Genomic DNA, 16765 nt, shown 5'->3' with positions numbered 1-16765 from the left:
TCTCATGGAAGGCGTGATCGATCTCGGCGGCAAGCCGTTCAAGCGCCGCTTCGTCCGCAGCGGCGACATCCGGTATCACATGGTGGACGGCGGAACCGGGCCGACGGTCGTGCTCCTCGCCGGCTTCCCGCAAACGGCGTACGCGTGGCGCCGCGTCCAGCCGCTGCTGGCGGGCGCGTACCGCACCATCGCCATCGACCTGCCGGGGCAGGGCTATACCGACAAGCCGATGAGCGGCTACGACACCGAAACCGCGGCGGCCCGCATCCACGACTTGCTGAAGACGCTGGGCGTGGGCCGGCATTTCTATGTGGGGCACGACATCGGCTCGTGGATCGCGTACCCGTATGCGCATCACTATGCGGACGATCTCGACGGCATCGTGTTCATCGACGGCAATATTCCGGGCATCACGCTCAAGCCGGAAGTGTCGGTCACGGCGCCGTCGAACTGGCGCAGCTGGCATTTCCTGTTCAATGCGGTGGAAGACCTGCCCGAGGCCCTGATTGCGGGCCGTGAGCGCATCCTGATCGAATGGTTCTTCAACCGCAAGACCGCGAATGCGATGACCACCTTCGAAGCCGCCGATGTCGACGAATACGTGCAAGCCTATGCGTCGCCCGGCGGACTGCGCGGCATGCTGGGCTACTACCGCGCCGTCGAGGAAGACATGCGCCAGAACCGGGAGCTGTTCGCCAAACGCATCCGGCCGCCGGTGCTGGCGCTCGGCGGCGACGTCGGCAGCGCGCCGACCATCCACGAACTGATGAAGCCGCTGTGCGAGCGGCTTGACGGCGGCGTGATCGAAGCGTGCGGTCATTACATACCCGAAGAGCAGCCTCAGAAGCTGGCCGACGAGCTGATGCGCTTCTTCAGTCTGTGCCTGGGTCGCTGACTTGATCTGCGCTATGCTGGCCGTCATCGAAAAGCGAAGGACAGGTTCATGACGGCTGAGTCGAGGAAGAAGAACGGCGAACCGGCGGATGCGGCCGCCGATGCGCGCCGCGTGCGCTTTCCGCCGCTCAAGTCCCTGATCGCCTTCGAGGCCGCCGCGCGTCACGGCAGCTTCACGCAGGGCGCGGACGAGATCGGCATCACCACGTCCGCCGTCAGCCACCATATCCAGCAACTCGAAGACTTCCTCGGCGTGCCGCTGTTCCAGCGCCATGCGGGCCGCGCGGTGCTGACGGTCGCCGGCCGCTCGTATGCGCGCGAACTCGAGAAGGCGTTCGGCCTGATCGCGAACGCGACCAATGCGCTGGCGCCGCAGTCCTGGGGCGGCTATCTGGCGATTGCCGTGCCGAACAGCTTTTCGGTCAAGTGGCTGCAGCCGCGCCTGCAAACCTTCCTGAAGGCCAATCCGCTGTTCCGCGTGCGCCTCGCCACGCTGCATACCCACGAACTCGATTCCAACCGTTACGACATCGCCATCGCGCATGGTCCGCAGACACCCGGTCTCAAGCTGGCCGAGCCGCTACTGGTCGAACGGCTGAGGCCGCTGTGCAGTCCGCAGCTGGCCCGCGAGCTCGCGCTGGAAAGCCCGCGCGACCTCGCCAGGGCGACGCTGATCCATTCGAACAATCCGCTGAACTGGGTAGACTACTTTCGCCGCGTGGGCAACCTGGTCGTCAAGCCGGCGCACGACCTGTGGCTCGACCGTTCGGCCATGGCGATCGAAGCCGCGGTCGAGGGACTGGGCGTGGTGCTGGAGAGCGAGATTCTCGCGGAAGAGGAGTTGCGCGACGGACGTCTGATCGAGCCCTTCCCGGACCCGAAGTACCACGTCGACAATATCTCGTACTACCTGCTGCGGTCTTCGAGCCTGCGCAACTCGGCCGAGGCCGCCGTGTTCGAGAAGTGGTTGCGCGCGGAACTCGAGACGGCGCACCTGCGGACGATGTTCTGAGCGCCGCGCTGCTCAGCGTGCTGTAGCCGGAAAGTCGTTGCGCCAGTCGAGGCCTGCGAGCGTCGTCGTACGCGGACGATATTCGCAGCCGATCCATCCGGCATAGGCACTGTCGTCGATGGCGCGCAGGATCGCGTGCCACGGCAGACGGCCTGATCCGGGTTCATGGCGGCCCGGCGGATCGGCTATCTGGATATGCGCGATTGCTTCCTGATGAGCGGTGAACTCGCGTGCCACGTCCACACCGCTCATGCCGGCGTGATAGCAATCGAACAGCAGTCTCACATTGCGTTGCAGGAAGGTGCTCGCGTGGTCGAGGCTGCGGAGGAAGTAGCCAGGCACGTCCTGCTGATTCAGGCATTCGAGCACGAAGGTCACGTTTTTTCCCGATGCCCGCTCGGCCGCCCATGCGAGGTTGTCGCGGAAGACCGCTTCGGCTTCTTCTTGCGGGCACGCATCCGGCCGCTTTCCGGCGAGAAGATGAATGAGGCCGCAGCCGAGGGCGCTGGCGTAATCGAGCGCCTGATCGATGCCTTCGCGGAACGTATCGACATGGCCCGGCAGGCACGCATGACCGTTCGCGCCAGCCGTGCCCGGCTGCGCGGCGGGCGTGTTGATCAGCAGATGGGTCAGATTCCAGCGATCGAGTTCGCGTCGAAGCTCGGTCGGGTCGTACTCATAGGGCGAGGCGTACTCGACCGCTTCGAAGCCTTGCCGAGCAGCCGCTTCGAAGCGTTCCATTAACGGCAGTTCGGTGAACAGCCATTTGAGATTCGCGGCGAAGCGGCGCTTCATGTCAGCCCCACGATCATCTCGACTTCCACCGCCGCGCCATGCGGCAACTGCTGCACGCCGATCGCACTGCGCGCATGCCGTCCGCGCTCTCCGAGGGCATCGATCAGCACACGCGACGCGCCGTCGATCACCGCGCCTTGCTGCGTGAAATCCGGCGCGGACGCGACGAATCCCGTGATCTTGACGATCCGTGCAACGCGCGCGTGGCCATCGAGTGCGCGGGCGAGGGCATCGAGACAAGCCTGCGCGCACAGTACGGCGGCGTGGCGGGCGTCGTCGACGGACAGGTCTGCGCCGACCTTGCCCGAATACATCACGGCGCCATTCTGGCGCGGCAACTGGCCGCTCACGAACGCCAGATTGCCGAACACGGTGACGGGCGTGATGAGTGAACTGGGCGTGTGCTGATTGGGGTCCATTGGATCGTGCTCGCGAGTCAGAAGACGGTGAGGCCGAATCGCGCGTAGGCGTGACGGGCCGTAGCGGAAAACAAGGCTTCGACGAATGCGGCGCTGGCGGGCACACGGGCGCTTGCGTCGAACATGGCGACATCGAAATCGGTGTAGTGCTGTATCTCTTCAGGCAAGGGACCGGCGAGCGCGATGCCGTCCACCATCGCCAGTTCGCTCATCTGCTGGATCGCGACATCGGCCTCGCCGCGCAGGATGCACTCGCCCGTCAGGCCTTTATCGATGATGGTTGCGCGCGCCTCGACCTGTTCCGCGATGCCCAGTCTCTGAAGCAGCGACGCGAAATACACACCGCTCGCGCCTGTTTGTGAGTAGGCGACCGAGCGGGCGTCGAGGAGCAGCGTGCGCAACGCATCGACGTCGTGCAGGGACGGTAGGGCCATATCTCCGGCGACTGCAACGCCGACGCCCGTCCTGACCAGCGCACGCACGCTCGGCGCTGCAACGATGCCTTCTTCCGCGAGGCGCTGCACGCAGGCGTGCGTCGCGATCAGCGCGTCCGCCCGTGTGCCGCCCGAGATGCGCTGTTGCAGCACGTTGGTGGGATCGAAGAGCGTCTGCACTTCGATTCCGTGTTCAGTCTCGAAGGAAGGGATCACCGTATCGACGAGCGCGCGTTTCACGGCCAGCGTGCTCATCAGCGAAAAGGAAGAGTCGGGGATCGGACGCATCAGCAGGACACGCCAAGCCGTCTTTTCAAATGCGCGATCGCACTGCGCGGCGCCGAAAACACCGGACACGCCGCCACGGCCGTGACGGCATCGAGGGCCTGCGCCGTCGAGAAATGCGCGAGCATGATCGCGTCGTAGCCGTGCAGGCTCGCGGCCTTGTCGGCGACCAGACGATTGTGTGTCGCGGCATCGCCAGCGCGCAGATGATCGATCGCATCGTCCACCAAGAACGTCGAAAGCGTCGCGCCCGGATTGCTGCGCTCGGCTTCCTCGAAGAACTCCGTGACCATCGTCGGCAAGGCGGGCGCGAAGGTCGCGAGCATCGCGATGCTTTGACCTTGCGCCAGCGCGTCGGCGAACATCGCCGTGTTCGGCTTGCAGACCGGTATGGGCAACGCTTCATCCGCGGCCTCGATGGCAGGACCGAAGGCCGAGCAGGTGGCAAGCACGGCATTGGCGCCGGTCTCACTGCCATAGCGCGCGAGGCGGACGAAGCGCTGCCGCAGCGCGTCGTCCAGGTCCCGGCTCTTGCCGCGGGCGGCCGTCAGGCCGTCGTCGAGCAGATTGCTCAGTTTCGCTTCGGGCCAGTCGGTGGCGAACGCGGCCTGAATCGGCGCGATCGCGACGGGCGTCGCGTGCAGAAGCACGATGGAATGGTCGAGTTTCATGGAGGTCGGTGCGCCGTGTGCGGGCGCCGGATCGAGCGTCCGGCAACTCATCCCAGCGTACCGGCCCGCGTGTGGCCGCTCAAACTCAAAAAACGCAACAGGTGTTGAGTCGATGTCACCGGCGCGAATGCGTCCGTGCCCGACCGCCATGCCGAGGCGTTGTGTTACGCGAGGTCCCGATCAGTTCACGCGCGTCTCATCAGCACGCAAGGTCAGGACGCGCACGCCATTGCGCGTCACCGCAACGGTATGCTCGAACTGCGCGGAGAGCTGGCCGTCGCGGGTGAGCACGGTCCAGCCATCCTTCTCGGTCCACACGGCGGACCGCCCCTGGTTGAGCATGGGTTCGATGGTGAACACCATGCCTTCCTGCAAGCGCAGGCCGGTTCGCGGCCGGCCCCAGTGCAGCACTTGCGGATCTTCATGCATCTCGCGGCCGATGCCGTGCCCGCAATACTCCCTGACCACCGAATAGCCGTTCCTGCGGGCATGCCGCTCGATGGCATGACCTATGTCGCCGAGCGTGGCGCCGGGACGCACCGCCTTGATGCCTTTCCACATGGCTTCATAGGTCACCTGCACGAGCCGCCTGGCGGGCGCAGCAACGTCGCCGATCAGATAGGTCTTGCTCGAATCCGCGATATAGCCGTTCTTCTCGAGCGTGATGTCGAAGTTGACGATGTCGCCGCTTTGCAGAATCTCCGCGTGCGACGGGACGCCATGGCATACCACGTCGTTGCGGGATGCGTTGAGCGCGTAGGCATAACCATACTGCCCCTTGCTTGCGGGGCGCGCGCTCAGTTCATCGACGATGAGGCTGTCCACCAGATCGTTGACCTGCATCGTCGACATGCCGATCAGATCCAGGCGGTCCAGATGACCGAACACCTGCGCCAGCAGCCTGCCCGACTCGGCGAGCAAGGCGATTTCCTCGGGACGCTTGGTCACGCTGACGCGACTCCGGCAAGCCCAGCCGCATCGGTCGCCACGCCCGCGGCGCGCAGTTCCCGCGCGACGATCTCGTTGAGCGTCATGCCCGGATTCATCTCGCACAACATGCCGGCCTTGATCCAGAAAGCCGCTTGCGCATTGATGGACCGGCACGACACGGCGCTGGCCTTGCGGATCTGGTCGTGCAGATCGTCGTCGATATTGACGATGCCCATGCTCTTCTCCTTATATGAAACATATATGAATCGTATATTGAAGCAGAGGGCAGTGCAAGTCCCGGTAGGACGGCATGCGACCGCTGGCTAAGATGCTCGCTTTGATCCCGCTCCAGCGCGCATAGCGAACATGAAGGACGAACGTCTCGTCGAAATGAAGATCTTCAAGGCCGTCGCGGAAAGCGGCGGATTCACCGCCGCGGCGCTCCTGCTCGATCTCCAGCAGCCGTATGTCAGCCGCGCCGTGTCGGCGCTGGAGAAGCGTCTCGGCGTCGCGCTGTTGCGGCGCTCCACGCGCAGTCTTCAGGTGACGCAGGAAGGGCACCAGTACCTCGCGCTGTGCCGGCGCGTGCTCGATGACATCGATACCGCCGAGGCGCAGCTTGCGCGCGCCAGTCAGGACATGACAGGCGGCATCCGCGTGACGGTGGCGACGTCGTTCGGCATGGACCAGATCGTGCCGCTCATTCCCGGTTTTCTCGAACGTTATCCGGGGCTGCGCGTGCGGCTCTCCTTATCGGACACGCTGGCGGACATCATCGGCGAAGGCTTCGATGTCGCGATACGCATGGGCAGCCTGCAGGACTCGAACCTCGTGAGCCGCAAGCTGTGTCATCTGCAACGCGTGGTCACCGCGTCGCCCTTGTACATTGCGCGGCACGGCGTGCCTTCGGTGCCCGCCGATCTCGCCCGGCACAACTGCCTGATGTGGGAACCGCCGATGGATCATCTGAACCACTGGCCGTTCATGATCGACGGCGAGCGCACTTCCATGCTCATCAGCGGCAACTTCCAGACGAGCAGCGGCGTGAGTTCGGTGAACATGTGCCTGGCGGGCGTCGGCATCACGCGCATGGCGGAGCACATGGTGCTGCCGTCGATCCGCAGCAAGATGCTCGTGCCGCTCCTCACCGACTTCCAGCCCAGCGACGAGACCGCCATCTATGCGCTGTATCCGCGCGATGCGTCGCTGCATCCACGGGTGCGCGCGTTCATCGACCATGTGGCGGAGCGGCTCAGGCGGCCGCCATGGGCCGCCTGAGCGCGAGATGACATCAGTGGTCAGCGGTCGTCGAGCGTCTTCGGCAGGCGCATGGTCATCGCTCCGCCGAGCACGAGAAACGCGGAGATCACGTACATGCCAACTTCTGCGTGCCCGGCCATGACATTGAGCATGCCGACGAGATACGGCGACATGAAGCCGGCGATGTTCCCCACCGAATTGATGAACGCGAGCGCGGCGGCTACCGATGCTCCGACGAAGAGACTCGTCGGCAGGGCCCAGAACAGCGCGATGCACGAGTAGACGCCTGCGGCGGCGACGGAGAGACAGGCTGTCGTCACGAGCGGACCTGCCGAGAACCACATGCTGGCCGCGAGTCCCGCGGCGCCGATCAGCATGAACAGCGCGAAGTGCACGCGGCGTCCGCCGGTGCGATCGGCGCTGCGGTTCGACACATACAGCGCGATGGCAGCGAAGATGTTGGGCACGGCCGAGTAGAGCCCGATGGCGAAGGGATCGATCACGCCGCTGCGCTTGATGAGCGAGGGCATCCAGAAGCCCAGCGCGTAGAGGCCCATGATGAGGCAGAAGTAGATGCCGCAGAACTCCCACAGCTTGCGGTTGGCGAGGAACGCGCGCACGCTCGAATGATCGACCTTGCCGGCGTTTTCCGCGCGCAGTTCGGCGAGCACGTTCTGGCGTTCTTCTTCGCTGATCCAGCGCGAGTGCGCGGGATCGTCATCGAGGAAGGCGAGCACGATGAACGCCAGCGCGACAGCCGGAATGGCTTCGATCAGGAACAGCCATTGCCATGCCGCGAGGTGCTCGTTGCCGGAGAACGCGTGCAGGATATAGCCGGAGATCGGCCCGCCGACGACGAACGCGAGCGGTGCGCCCATCACGTAGATGGACATGGCGCGGCCGCGATAGCGCGCCGGGAACCAGAGCGTGAGCAGATACATGATGGCGGGCGCGAAGCCGGCCTCCGCGGCGCCGAGCAGAAAGCGCGCGACGTAGAACATGGTGGGCGTCCTGACGAAGATCATCGCCGCCGAGATCACGCCCCAGGTCAGCATAATGCGCGCGATCCACCTTCGCGCGCCCACCTTGCGCATGACGAGATTGCTGGGCACCTCGAAGAAGAAATAGCCCGCGAAGAAGATGCCCGAGCCGAGGCCGTAGATGGCGTCGTCGAAGTGCAGCGCATCGAGCATCTGCAGCTTCGCGAAGCCGACGTTGACGCGGTCCAGATAGGCGACCAGATAACAGATCAGCAGCAGCGGCAGGAGCCGCCAGTAGGCGCGGTAATACGTGCGGCTCGTGTCTGTCTGCCGGACGGTGTCTTCACCATAGAGCGCTTCCATGCATGTCTCCGATATAAGTATTCTCGAGCGCTTTCGTGCGGCATGCGCGACGTGCAGGATCGCTCATGCCGCCGATGTACTGGGGGAACGCCGGTGCGTCAGTCGAGGTAATCGGGCTCCTGTTCGTTGATCTCGTACAGCATGGTCTGGAAGTGCAGCCAGCTGATGAACGAATTGCCCAGATGCTGATGCGAATACTCCGCGAAGGTCGGGTCGATCTCGACCGGGCGCGATTCGGTCGCGTCCATCAGCAACTGCATCCTGCAGCAGTGATCGAGCGCGATGAAGGTCCACACGGCGTCGTCGATGCTGTGGCGGCTCGCCGTCAGCAGGCCATGGTTCTGGTGAATGATGGCCTTGTGATCGTGGAAGGCGCGCGCGATCGGATTGCCCGATTCGTCCGCCACCGGCACCTTGCCCGCGCCGTCGCGGACCACGGCATGGCTGCCGTAGAACATGCAGGCATCCTGGGTCACGTAGTCGAGCGGCTTGCCCATCGCGGCCCATGCATCGCCGTGCACGGTGTGCGCATGGCATGAGCCGATGATGTCCGGGTTATCGGCGTGGATCGCGGAATGCAGCACGTAGCCCGCGCGATTCACCGCGTATTGGCCTTCGATCACGGTGCCCGAATGATCGACCAGGACGAGTTGCGAGGTCTTCGTGCGCGACCACGGCACGCACATCGGATTGGTCCAGAAGAGTTCGGGGTGTTCGGGATCACGCACCGTCAGGTGGCCGCCGAAGCCGAAGCTGAAGCCGTGCCGGGCGAAGATCCGGCATGCGGCGGCGAGATGTTCCTTGCGATAACGACGTTCTTCGGCGGAACTGGCGAAGCTGGGTTCCTGCGGGAAGATCAGGCCGTTTTGCGTGGGACTGTAGATCGAATCCTTGGCGTCCATCAGCATCGATACGTCTCCTCGTGTGGGGTGAGGAGCCAGTATAGGAGCGGAGTTTCGAGGGATTCAGGGGGCGGGAGGAATAGGTTCTATGCAGTGGGGTGGGGGTGGAAAACCCTGAACAGGCGCCGGACAGGACGCTTCCGGCGAGCGATTCCCGTCTCACTGGCGTGCTTGAAAAGCGGAATTTTTGAACGCTTGACACCGCCTGTCGCAATCACTACATTACGCACATTGATTGTAGCAAATGCGACATATGGATCCTGACACGGCCATGCCGGCAACTTTTCTCGAAGCGATCCGCCTGCACTTCGACTCGCTGACGCGGGCCCAGCAGGCGCTGGCGCGGCACATCGCGGACCACACCGAACAGGCCGCGTTCATGACCGCACGCCAGCTCGGCGATGCCACCGGACAGAGCGACGCCGCTGTCGTGCGCTTCGCGCGCGCCATCGGTTATCCGGGCTTTCCGCAAATGCGCAGCGCCTTGCGTGAAGGCTTGCTGGAGCGCGTCGGCGCGGGCGGCATGCGCGCGGCGGCGGAAGGAACGGCCGCGGGCGAGGATCTGCGCAACGAAGTGTTCTCGTCCGACGCCGCGCTGCTCGACGCCACCGCACGCCTCAACCGCGTGGCCTCCGGCGAAGCCGTGGCCGACCGCCTGATCGGCGCACGGCGCATCTGGGTGACGGGACACGGCACCACGTATCCGCTGGCGCTGCTCCTCTCGATGCATCTCAACCAGACGCTCGGCACCTGCGAAACGCTGACCGTGGGTCACGGCGACATCGCCGACCGGATTCGCCAGGTGGCGCCGGAGGACGTGCTCATCGGCATCGGCTACGCGCGTTATCTGCCCTACACCATCGAACTGATGAAGATCGCGCGCAGCTATGGCGCGCATGTCGTCGCCATCACGGACAAGCCGTCTTCGCCGCTTGCGCAGATTGCCGCCGACACCTTCCTCGTGGGACGCGAGGGCACGTCGTTCGGCTGGTGGTCGCAGGCCGGCACGCTGGGCCTGATCAACTGGCTGGTCGCGCTCACGATGACCCGCAACGGCGAGAAGGCCACCGCGCTGCTGCAGCGCTCCGACGATGCCTGGCGCCTGCTGTCGCACTGGAACGCCAACGACGACCCCCGCGACACGCCATCCCTTGCCGCGCAACTGGATGACCGTCTGCGTCAGACGCGCACGTCCGCGCAAGCAGCCGACACTCCAGACCCGTCCGTCAAACCCGTCCGAACATCCGCGAAAGAGAGACCAACCCATGAAACCGACCAAGAACCGAAACGGCGCAAACGCCGCTGATCTGCCCGATACCGGCCGGCGCCGCTTCCTGGCCACCAGCGCGGGCCTCGCCGCCGCGAGCGCGTTGCCGTTCGCCGTACCGTCGATTGCGCGCGCAGCCGACGCCGGCAAGGTCGTCGTGCGCGGCCTGGGCGGCGCCTATCAGGACGTCATGGCCGCGGCCGTGCACAAGCCGTTCACGGCCGCGACCGGCATCGAGGTGGTCGTGCAGCCCGCCACCGCCGCGCAGATCCGCGCGATGGTGCAGGCCGGCCGCGTGTCGATCGACGTGGTGGACCTGACCGATATCGCGCAGGTCGCGCTGGACAAGATCGGCGCGCTCGCGCCCATCGACTACGCGAAGATGAAGTTCACGCACCCGGACGACATCCAGCCCATCGTGCGCAAGCCGAACTACGCCGGCAGCCTGTTCTTCTCGACCGTGATGGTCTACAACAAGGACGTCTTCAAGAACGGCGCGCATCCGAAGTCGTGGGCCGAGTTCTGGGACCTGAAGAAATTCCCCGGCGCGCGCACCCTGGCGGACCAGCAATCCGGTTCCGCCGAGATCGAATTCGCGCTGCTCGCCGACGGCGTGCCGATGGACAAGCTCTATCCGCTCGACATCCCGCGCGCGCTCAAGGCGCTCTCGCGCGTCAAGCCGCAGATCACCACGTGGTGGACCACCGGCGCTGCCTCGGCGCAATTGCTGGAGCGCAAGGACGCCGTGCTCGGCGGGCTGTGGAACGGCCGCGCGCAGGATCTGATCGACAAGGGCGCGCCGCTCGCCATCGAATGGAACGAGGCCAAGCGTCAGACGCAGTGTCTGAGCGTCATCAAGAACGCGCCGAACGCCGCGAACGCGCAGAAGTTCGTCGACTTCGCGCTGCAGCCTTCGGTGCAGGCGGAAATCGCGCGCCATCTCGCCTACGGTCCGACCAACCGCGCCGCGCTCGCGCTGCTGAAGCCCGAAGAGCTGTCGCGCCTGCCGAGTTCGAAGGAGCACTTCGCGCAGTCGTTCCAGCAGGACCCGCAATGGTGGGCGGACAACCTGGCGTCGGTCGGGCAGCAATGGCAGTCGTGGGTGCTTCAGGGGTGAGCATGAGCAAGTCGATGAGCGGCGGCGCCAGTCTCGAACTGCGCGGCATCACCAAGACCTATGGCCGAGCCGCGGCCGTGCGCGACCTCGATCTGAAAATCGAGGCAGGCGAGTTCGTCACGCTGCTGGGTGCGAGCGGCTCGGGCAAGACCACCTCGCTGATGATGCTCGCGGGCTTTGTCGAGCCGACCTCGGGGCAAGTGATGATTGGCGGCGAGACCGTGACGGGCCTTGCGCCCGCACAGCGCAATCTCGGCGTCGTGTTCCAGAACTACGCGCTGTTTCCGCATCTGACGGTCGCGCAGAATCTCGCGTTTCCGTTGCAGATGCGCCGCCTTGGCAAGAAGCAGATTGCCGCCAAGGTGACGCAGCTGCTCGAGACGGTGCAGCTCGCGGACAAGGGCCAGCGCTACCCGCGCGAACTGTCGGGCGGACAGCAGCAGCGCGTCGCCCTGGCGCGCGCGCTGATCTTTGACCCACGCGCCTTGCTGCTCGACGAACCGCTCGGCGCGCTCGACAAGAATCTGCGCGAACACATGCAGCATGAGATCAAGGCGCTGCATACGTCGCTCGGCACGACGATGGTGCTGGTCACGCACGACCAGGAAGAAGCGCTGACGCTGTCGGACCGCATCGCGGTGATGCATGACGGCGCGATCGCGCAGATCGGCTCGCCCGCCGATCTCTACGAGCGGCCGCTCACGCGCTGGGTCGCGGAGTTCGTCGGGCAGTCGAACCTGCTCGATGGCACCGTCGAATCCGTGCAGGCGGGGCGCGCGGTGCTGCGGCTCGCCAATGGCGCCGCGCTCGATGGCGCATGCGCGCCGTCGCTGCGTCAGGGTGCGCGCGCGAGTGCGTTGGTGCGGCCGGAGCGCATCGTGTTGAGCCGTCGCGGCGCGGCGCATGAAGGCCAGGGCGCGACGCTCGACGCCACCGTGATCGATTCCCTGTACCTCGGTCACACGGTGAAGTACACGGTGGCGCTGGCGGACGGCCAGCGCCTCGCGGTGCAGTTGCCGAACACGGGCGCGGCGAGCATGCCCGTGGCAGGCGACGCCGTCACGCTGCATACCAACGCGCAGAGCGCATGGCTGATGCCCACGGCTGCGGCACAGGTGGCACAGGCGGAGCAGGCAGCATGAGTGCGATGCCGATGCGCCGCCCGCGCGCGCCCGCCTTCTGGCTCCTGCTGCCGCTGATCGCGTTCGTCGCGGTGTTCTTCATCTATCCGCTTGGCGCAATGCTGGTACGCGCCATTTACGACAAGACCGGTTTCACGCCGGTCTACATGCTGCGCATCCTGCACGAGCCGGCTTATCTGATCGTGCTGCGCACGACCTTCGTAATCGCCGCGCTGGTCACGGTCCTGACGCTCCTGATCGGCTATCCGCTTGCGTACTTCCTGTCGCAGCGCAAGCCGCGCACGGCGACGCTGCTGATGATCCTCGTCGTCATTCCGTACTTCACGAGCGTGCTGGTGCGCACCTACGCGTGGATGGTGCTGCTGGGCAGTCACGGCATCATCAACGACCTGCTGATGCACCTGGGTCTGATCGATGCGCCGGTCAAGCTGCTGTACAACCGCACCGGCGTGCTGATCGGCATGACCTACATGCTGCTGCCGTACATGGTGCTGGCGCTCTACAGCGTGATGCGTTCGGTCGACGCGCGCCTGCTGCTGGCCGCCGAGAGTCTCGGCGCGGGCCGTACGCGGGCGTTCTGGCGCATCTTCTTTCCGCTGTCGATGCCCGGCGTGGCCTCGGGCGGGCTGCTGGTCTTCATCCTGTCGCTCGGCTATTTCATCACGCCCGCGCTGATGGGCAGCCAGCAGGACAGCCTCATCTCCATGGTCGTCGAGGCGCAGATCGAAACCTACTTCGACTGGAACTTCGCGTCGGCGCTCGCCGCCGTGCTGCTGGCGAGCACGCTGGTGCTGTTCGCGCTGTACGAGCGTCTGATCGGACTCAACCGGCTTTTCGAGGCAAAACTGTGAAACCGCGTGGAACCAGCCTGCCGCTCGCGATCTTCGCGATCGCCGTGCTCATCTTCATGGCCGCGCCCATCGTGCTGGTCTTTCCCCTTGCGCTCAATGACGCCGGCTATCTGTCCTTTCCGCCCAAGACGCTCTCGATGCGCTGGTTCGTCTCGGTGCTGACCGATCCCGACTGGCTCGCGTCCATCTGGCTGAGCGTGCGCATTGCCTTCGTCTCGACGCTCATCACGCTGACCCTGGCGCTGCTGGCATCGCTCGCGCTGGTGCGGCACCGCTTTCCGCTCAAGCGCGCGGTGTATGCGCTGATCCTGCTGCCGATGATCGTGCCCAACGTCATCGCGGCCATCGCGATGTTCTTCTTCTTCTCGGACGTCGCGGTGTTCGGCAATATCGGCTCGATCGTGATTGGCCACGCGGTGGTGTCGTCGCCGATCGCGGTGATCATCCTGTCGTCCACGTTGCAGGCGTTCGACGGCCGTCTCGAAGACGCCGCGATGAGCCTCGGCGCAAGCCGCATGACCGCATTCCGCCGCATATCGCTGCCGATGATCGCGCCCGGTGTGATGTCCGCCGCGATCTTTGCGTTCCTGACCTCGTTCGACGAATTGCTGATCGCGCTGTTCATGGCCGGCACGTTGTCGCAAACCCTGCCGGTGCGCATCTGGAACGCCGTGCTGTTCCAGCTCGACCCGAAGATCGCCGCGGTCAGTGCGCTGCTCGTGATCGTGTCGGCGGTGACGCTCGGCCTGAGCGCGCTGGCCGGCCGCCGCGCCTGATTCCACTGCATGACGTTCATTTTGCGCGACCCGCGCTCTTTTCCATGACTATCGACAAGAACCTGCTGTTTTCCCTCGACGAGTATCGCGACCGCCTGGAGAAAGTGCGCGCCGCCATGCGTGTGCGGCAGCTCGACACGCTCATCATCGACCAGACCGACTTCCTGTTCTACATCAGCGGTTTCGGCATTTCGGAGAACATGTACCGCGCGTGCGTGGTGCCGCTCGAAGGCGAGCCGGTGTTCATGCTGCGCTCGATGGACGAGTTGCCCTATACCGAAACCACGTGGCTCACGCAGCATGTCGGCTTCTCCGACTGGCAGGATCCGATCGAAGTGCTCGCGCAACTGCTGCGCGAACGCGGCTGGGACGCGAGCCATATCGGCCTGGACGGCGACTCGTACTGCATGACGCTCAACCGTTTCAACCGCCTGAAGGGCGCGTTGCCGCAGGCGCGGTTCGGTGATTTCTCCGGCGTGCTCGAAGTGTTGCGCGCGCGCAAGTCGCCTGCCGAGATCGAGTATGTGCGGCGTGCGGCGGCCATCGGCGACATCGCGATCAGCGAGGCGCTGGCGGTGTCGGGCGTCGGCAAGTCGGAGCGCGATGCGGCGGCCGCCGTGAGCTATGCGTTCATGCGCCACGGCGCGGATTCCGGCCGCGCGGGCCCGATTACGAACGGCGTCGGCGATGCCTTCCTGCACGGCAATCTGCACAGCCGTCCGCTCGAGCGCGGCGAGATTCTGCACATGGAACTGCTGCCGTTCGTGAACGGCTACAGTGCGCGCATCATGCGTCCGGCGGTGATGGGCGAGGCGAGCGACGCCCAGCAGCGCATCGCGGCGCAACTGCTGGAGATCCAGGACAGCCAGTTTGCGGCGATGCGTCCCGGTGCGGTGGCGAAGGACATTGACGCCATCGCCCGTGATGCGATCCTGGCTGCCGGCTTGCGCAGCACCTTCCCGAACATCACCGGCTACACGCTCGGCTATTACCCGCAATCGACGCCGCATACGAGCGACTTCACGCGCGTGTTCCTCAACAACGCGGAGTGGGTGCTGGAGCAGGGCATGATTTTCCATATGTACGTGTCGGCGAACGGGATCGCGTTCAGCGAGACCGTGCTCGTCACGGACGACGGCATCGACCTGCTGACGCGCAGTCCGCGCCGTCTCGTCGTGGTGTGAGCGCATTGATGAGAATCGCTGTCGGCGGGATCCAGCACGAGACCAACACGCGCGCCGCCATCACGCCGCTCGATGCCTTCATCCTCGGCGGCGGCTGGCCGGGCTGGCAGAAGGGCGCGCAGATTGCCGCGACGCTCGGGGCAATGAACCTGCCGGTGAGCGGTGCGATCGCCGCGTTGAGCGCGGATGCACGCGTCGGCGCGGCGAATGTCCTGCCGCTGATGTGGGCGGCGGCGACGCCGTCGGGACGCGTCGCTGATGCTGCCTTCGATGCGCTCGCTGATGAACTCATCGAGCGTATTGAGGCTGCCGGTCCGCTCGACGGCGTGTATCTCGACCTGCACGGCGCAATGGCGACGGTCTCGCACGACGACGCCGAGGGCGAACTGCTCGCGCGCATTCGGGCGCGGGTGGGCGATGCGCTGCCGCTCGTCGTGAGTCTGGATCTGCACGCGAACGTGAGCCGCCGTTCGTTCGAGCTGTGCGACGCGATGGTCGTCTATCGCAGCTATCCGCACGTCGATATGGACGAGAGCGGGGCGCGGGCGGCGCGTCTGCTGATCGAGCGTATCGTGCGCGGCAGGCCGTGGAAGAAGGCGATGGCGGAAGTCGCGTTCGTCGCGCCGCTCACGGCGCAATGCACGCTCGCGGAGCCGGCGCAATCGCTGATGGCGCGGCTAGAGCGCCTGGAAGTTGAAGAGGGGCTGGCATCGATGTCATGGGCGAGCGGCTTCCCGCTGGCCGAGGTCTCGTGCCGGCAGCAGACCGTGCTCGTCTATGGCGACGATGCGAAAGCGGCGGGGCGCGTTTCGCTGGCCTTTGCGGCAGCGATAGAAGCGGAGCGCGATCGGTTCACGGAAGCGCCTTTGTCCGCCGGCGATGCAGTGAACGAAGCGCTGCGCCGCGTGGCCGCGCAGGCGGGCTTGCCGGTGGTGCTTTGCGATACCGAGGACAATCCGGGCGCGGGCGCGGCATCGGACAACCCGGGCATTCTGCGCGCGCTGGTCGAGCGGGCGGCGTCTCGCGCGGTGGTTGCGGTGCTGTGCGACGCGCAGGCGGCAAGCGCCGCGCATGCCGCGGGCGTGGGCGGACGCATTGAACTGGCGCTGGGCGGCCGTGCGGACGCACCGGACAATACGCCTTATGAGGCGGCATTTATTGTCGAACGCACGACCGACGGGCGCTTCACCGGAACGGGTCCGATGTGGCGCGACTCGCCTATCGATCTCGGTCCGATGGCGCTGCTGCTCGTTGAACATACCGATGTGCGCGTGATCGTCTCGACACGCACGATGCAGGCTGCGGACCAGTCCATCTTCCGTCATGTCGGTATTGAACCGGCGACGATGAGCGTCCTCGCGCTGAAGAGCTCGGTGCATTTTCGCGCGGATTTCAATGCGATCACATCGTCGGTGATCGTGGTGCGCTAGCGCTGTTGCGTGTTCCGTGACTGTTCTCTCAGGTTCTGGTTGCCCTCGACCAG

Annotated in this window: 18 protein-coding genes; 10 read left to right on the top strand and 8 right to left on the bottom strand. The window is 65.3% G+C overall.

The window, feature by feature from the left end; genetic code table 11:
* Positions 1 to 4: 4 nt before the first annotated feature.
* Positions 5 to 895, top strand: a complete 891-nt coding sequence (locus QCE83_RS18895) for an alpha/beta hydrolase (RefSeq protein WP_309814148.1) — start codon at positions 5 to 7, stop codon at positions 893 to 895.
* 48 nt (positions 896 to 943) lie between these two features.
* The gene (locus tag QCE83_RS18890) at positions 944 to 1906 is read left to right on the top strand and encodes a LysR substrate-binding domain-containing protein (protein ID WP_309814145.1); all 963 of its coding nucleotides are present in this window, start codon (positions 944 to 946) and stop codon (positions 1904 to 1906) included.
* A 12-nt stretch (positions 1907 to 1918) separates the two neighbouring features.
* Here the strand turns inward: QCE83_RS18890 and QCE83_RS18885 are convergent, their stop codons facing one another.
* From QCE83_RS18885 to QCE83_RS18860, 6 genes are all read right to left on the bottom strand, one after another.
* Complete coding sequence (locus tag QCE83_RS18885) at positions 1919 to 2701, bottom strand: TIM barrel protein (protein ID WP_309814142.1); 783 nt, start codon at positions 2699 to 2701, stop codon at positions 1919 to 1921.
* Entirely contained in the window at positions 2698 to 3120 is a 423-nt protein-coding gene (locus QCE83_RS18880; protein WP_309814139.1) for a RidA family protein, read from the bottom strand. The genes QCE83_RS18885 and QCE83_RS18880 overlap by 4 nt, the downstream gene beginning before the upstream one ends.
* A 17-nt stretch (positions 3121 to 3137) precedes the next feature.
* Entirely contained in the window at positions 3138 to 3842 is a 705-nt protein-coding gene (locus QCE83_RS18875) for a substrate-binding domain-containing protein (protein ID WP_309814136.1), read from the bottom strand.
* Positions 3842 to 4510 (bottom strand): arylsulfatase, encoded by a 669-nt coding sequence (locus QCE83_RS18870; RefSeq protein ID WP_309814133.1) that lies wholly within the window; start codon positions 4508 to 4510, stop codon positions 3842 to 3844. Before QCE83_RS18870 ends, QCE83_RS18875 begins: the two co-directional genes overlap by 1 nt.
* Before the next feature lie 180 nt (positions 4511 to 4690).
* The gene (gene map / locus QCE83_RS18865) at positions 4691 to 5458 is read right to left on the bottom strand and encodes a type I methionyl aminopeptidase (RefSeq protein ID WP_309814129.1); all 768 of its coding nucleotides are present in this window, start codon (positions 5456 to 5458) and stop codon (positions 4691 to 4693) included.
* Positions 5455 to 5676 carry a ParD-like family protein gene (locus QCE83_RS18860; RefSeq protein ID WP_309814127.1) on the bottom strand — a complete coding sequence of 74 codons (222 nt, stop codon included), beginning with the start codon at positions 5674 to 5676 and terminating at the stop codon, positions 5455 to 5457. Before QCE83_RS18860 ends, map begins: the two co-directional genes overlap by 4 nt.
* 130 nt (positions 5677 to 5806) lie before the next feature.
* Between QCE83_RS18860 and QCE83_RS18855 the strand changes: the two genes are divergently transcribed.
* Positions 5807 to 6718: a LysR family transcriptional regulator gene (locus tag QCE83_RS18855; RefSeq protein ID WP_309814124.1), complete on the top strand. Its 912-nt coding sequence runs from the start codon at positions 5807 to 5809 to the stop codon at positions 6716 to 6718.
* 20 nt (positions 6719 to 6738) lie between these two features.
* On the opposite strand, the gene QCE83_RS18850 is transcribed toward QCE83_RS18855, so the two are convergent.
* Together QCE83_RS18850 and QCE83_RS18845 are read right to left on the bottom strand one after the other, a co-directional pair.
* Entirely contained in the window at positions 6739 to 8043 is a 1305-nt protein-coding gene (locus QCE83_RS18850) for an MFS transporter (protein ID WP_309814122.1), read from the bottom strand.
* 98 nt (positions 8044 to 8141) lie between these two features.
* Positions 8142 to 8951 carry a class II aldolase/adducin family protein gene (locus QCE83_RS18845; RefSeq protein WP_309814116.1) on the bottom strand — a complete coding sequence of 270 codons (810 nt, stop codon included), beginning with the start codon at positions 8949 to 8951 and terminating at the stop codon, positions 8142 to 8144.
* A gap of 265 nt (positions 8952 to 9216) precedes the next feature.
* On the opposite strand from QCE83_RS18845, the gene QCE83_RS18840 reads away from it, so the two are divergent.
* Genes QCE83_RS18840 through QCE83_RS18810 form a run of 7 tightly spaced genes read left to right on the top strand, consistent with a single transcriptional unit; the run spans position 9217 to position 16712 of the window.
* Positions 9217 to 10251, top strand: coding sequence for a MurR/RpiR family transcriptional regulator (locus QCE83_RS18840; protein WP_309814113.1), 1035 nt, complete (start codon positions 9217 to 9219; stop codon positions 10249 to 10251).
* On the top strand, positions 10211 to 11329 hold the full coding sequence (locus QCE83_RS18835) for an ABC transporter substrate-binding protein (RefSeq protein ID WP_309814109.1): 1119 nt from the start codon (positions 10211 to 10213) through the stop codon (positions 11327 to 11329). Before QCE83_RS18840 ends, QCE83_RS18835 begins: the two co-directional genes overlap by 41 nt.
* Before the next feature lie 2 nt (positions 11330 to 11331).
* Positions 11332 to 12471, top strand: a complete 1140-nt coding sequence (locus QCE83_RS18830; RefSeq protein ID WP_309814106.1) for an ABC transporter ATP-binding protein — start codon at positions 11332 to 11334, stop codon at positions 12469 to 12471.
* The gene (locus tag QCE83_RS18825) at positions 12468 to 13322 is read left to right on the top strand and encodes an ABC transporter permease (protein WP_309814103.1); all 855 of its coding nucleotides are present in this window, start codon (positions 12468 to 12470) and stop codon (positions 13320 to 13322) included. Before QCE83_RS18830 ends, QCE83_RS18825 begins: the two co-directional genes overlap by 4 nt.
* On the top strand, positions 13319 to 14098 hold the full coding sequence (locus tag QCE83_RS18820; RefSeq protein WP_309814100.1) for an ABC transporter permease: 780 nt from the start codon (positions 13319 to 13321) through the stop codon (positions 14096 to 14098). Before QCE83_RS18825 ends, QCE83_RS18820 begins: the two co-directional genes overlap by 4 nt.
* A 44-nt stretch (positions 14099 to 14142) precedes the next feature.
* Positions 14143 to 15282 carry a Xaa-Pro peptidase family protein gene (locus QCE83_RS18815; RefSeq protein ID WP_309814098.1) on the top strand — a complete coding sequence of 380 codons (1140 nt, stop codon included), beginning with the start codon at positions 14143 to 14145 and terminating at the stop codon, positions 15280 to 15282.
* Positions 15283 to 15290: 8 nt separating this feature from the next.
* Positions 15291 to 16712, top strand: a complete 1422-nt coding sequence (locus QCE83_RS18810) for a M81 family metallopeptidase (protein WP_309814095.1) — start codon at positions 15291 to 15293, stop codon at positions 16710 to 16712.
* The last annotated feature ends 53 nt before the right edge of the window (positions 16713 to 16765 follow it).

The sequence above is a fragment of the Caballeronia sp. LZ034LL genome (assembly GCF_031451215.1).
Taxonomy (GTDB): Bacteria; Pseudomonadota; Gammaproteobacteria; order Burkholderiales; family Burkholderiaceae; genus Caballeronia.
The sequence above is the reverse complement of the archived record's forward strand: the minus strand, read 5'-3'. Positions and strand labels throughout refer to the sequence as shown.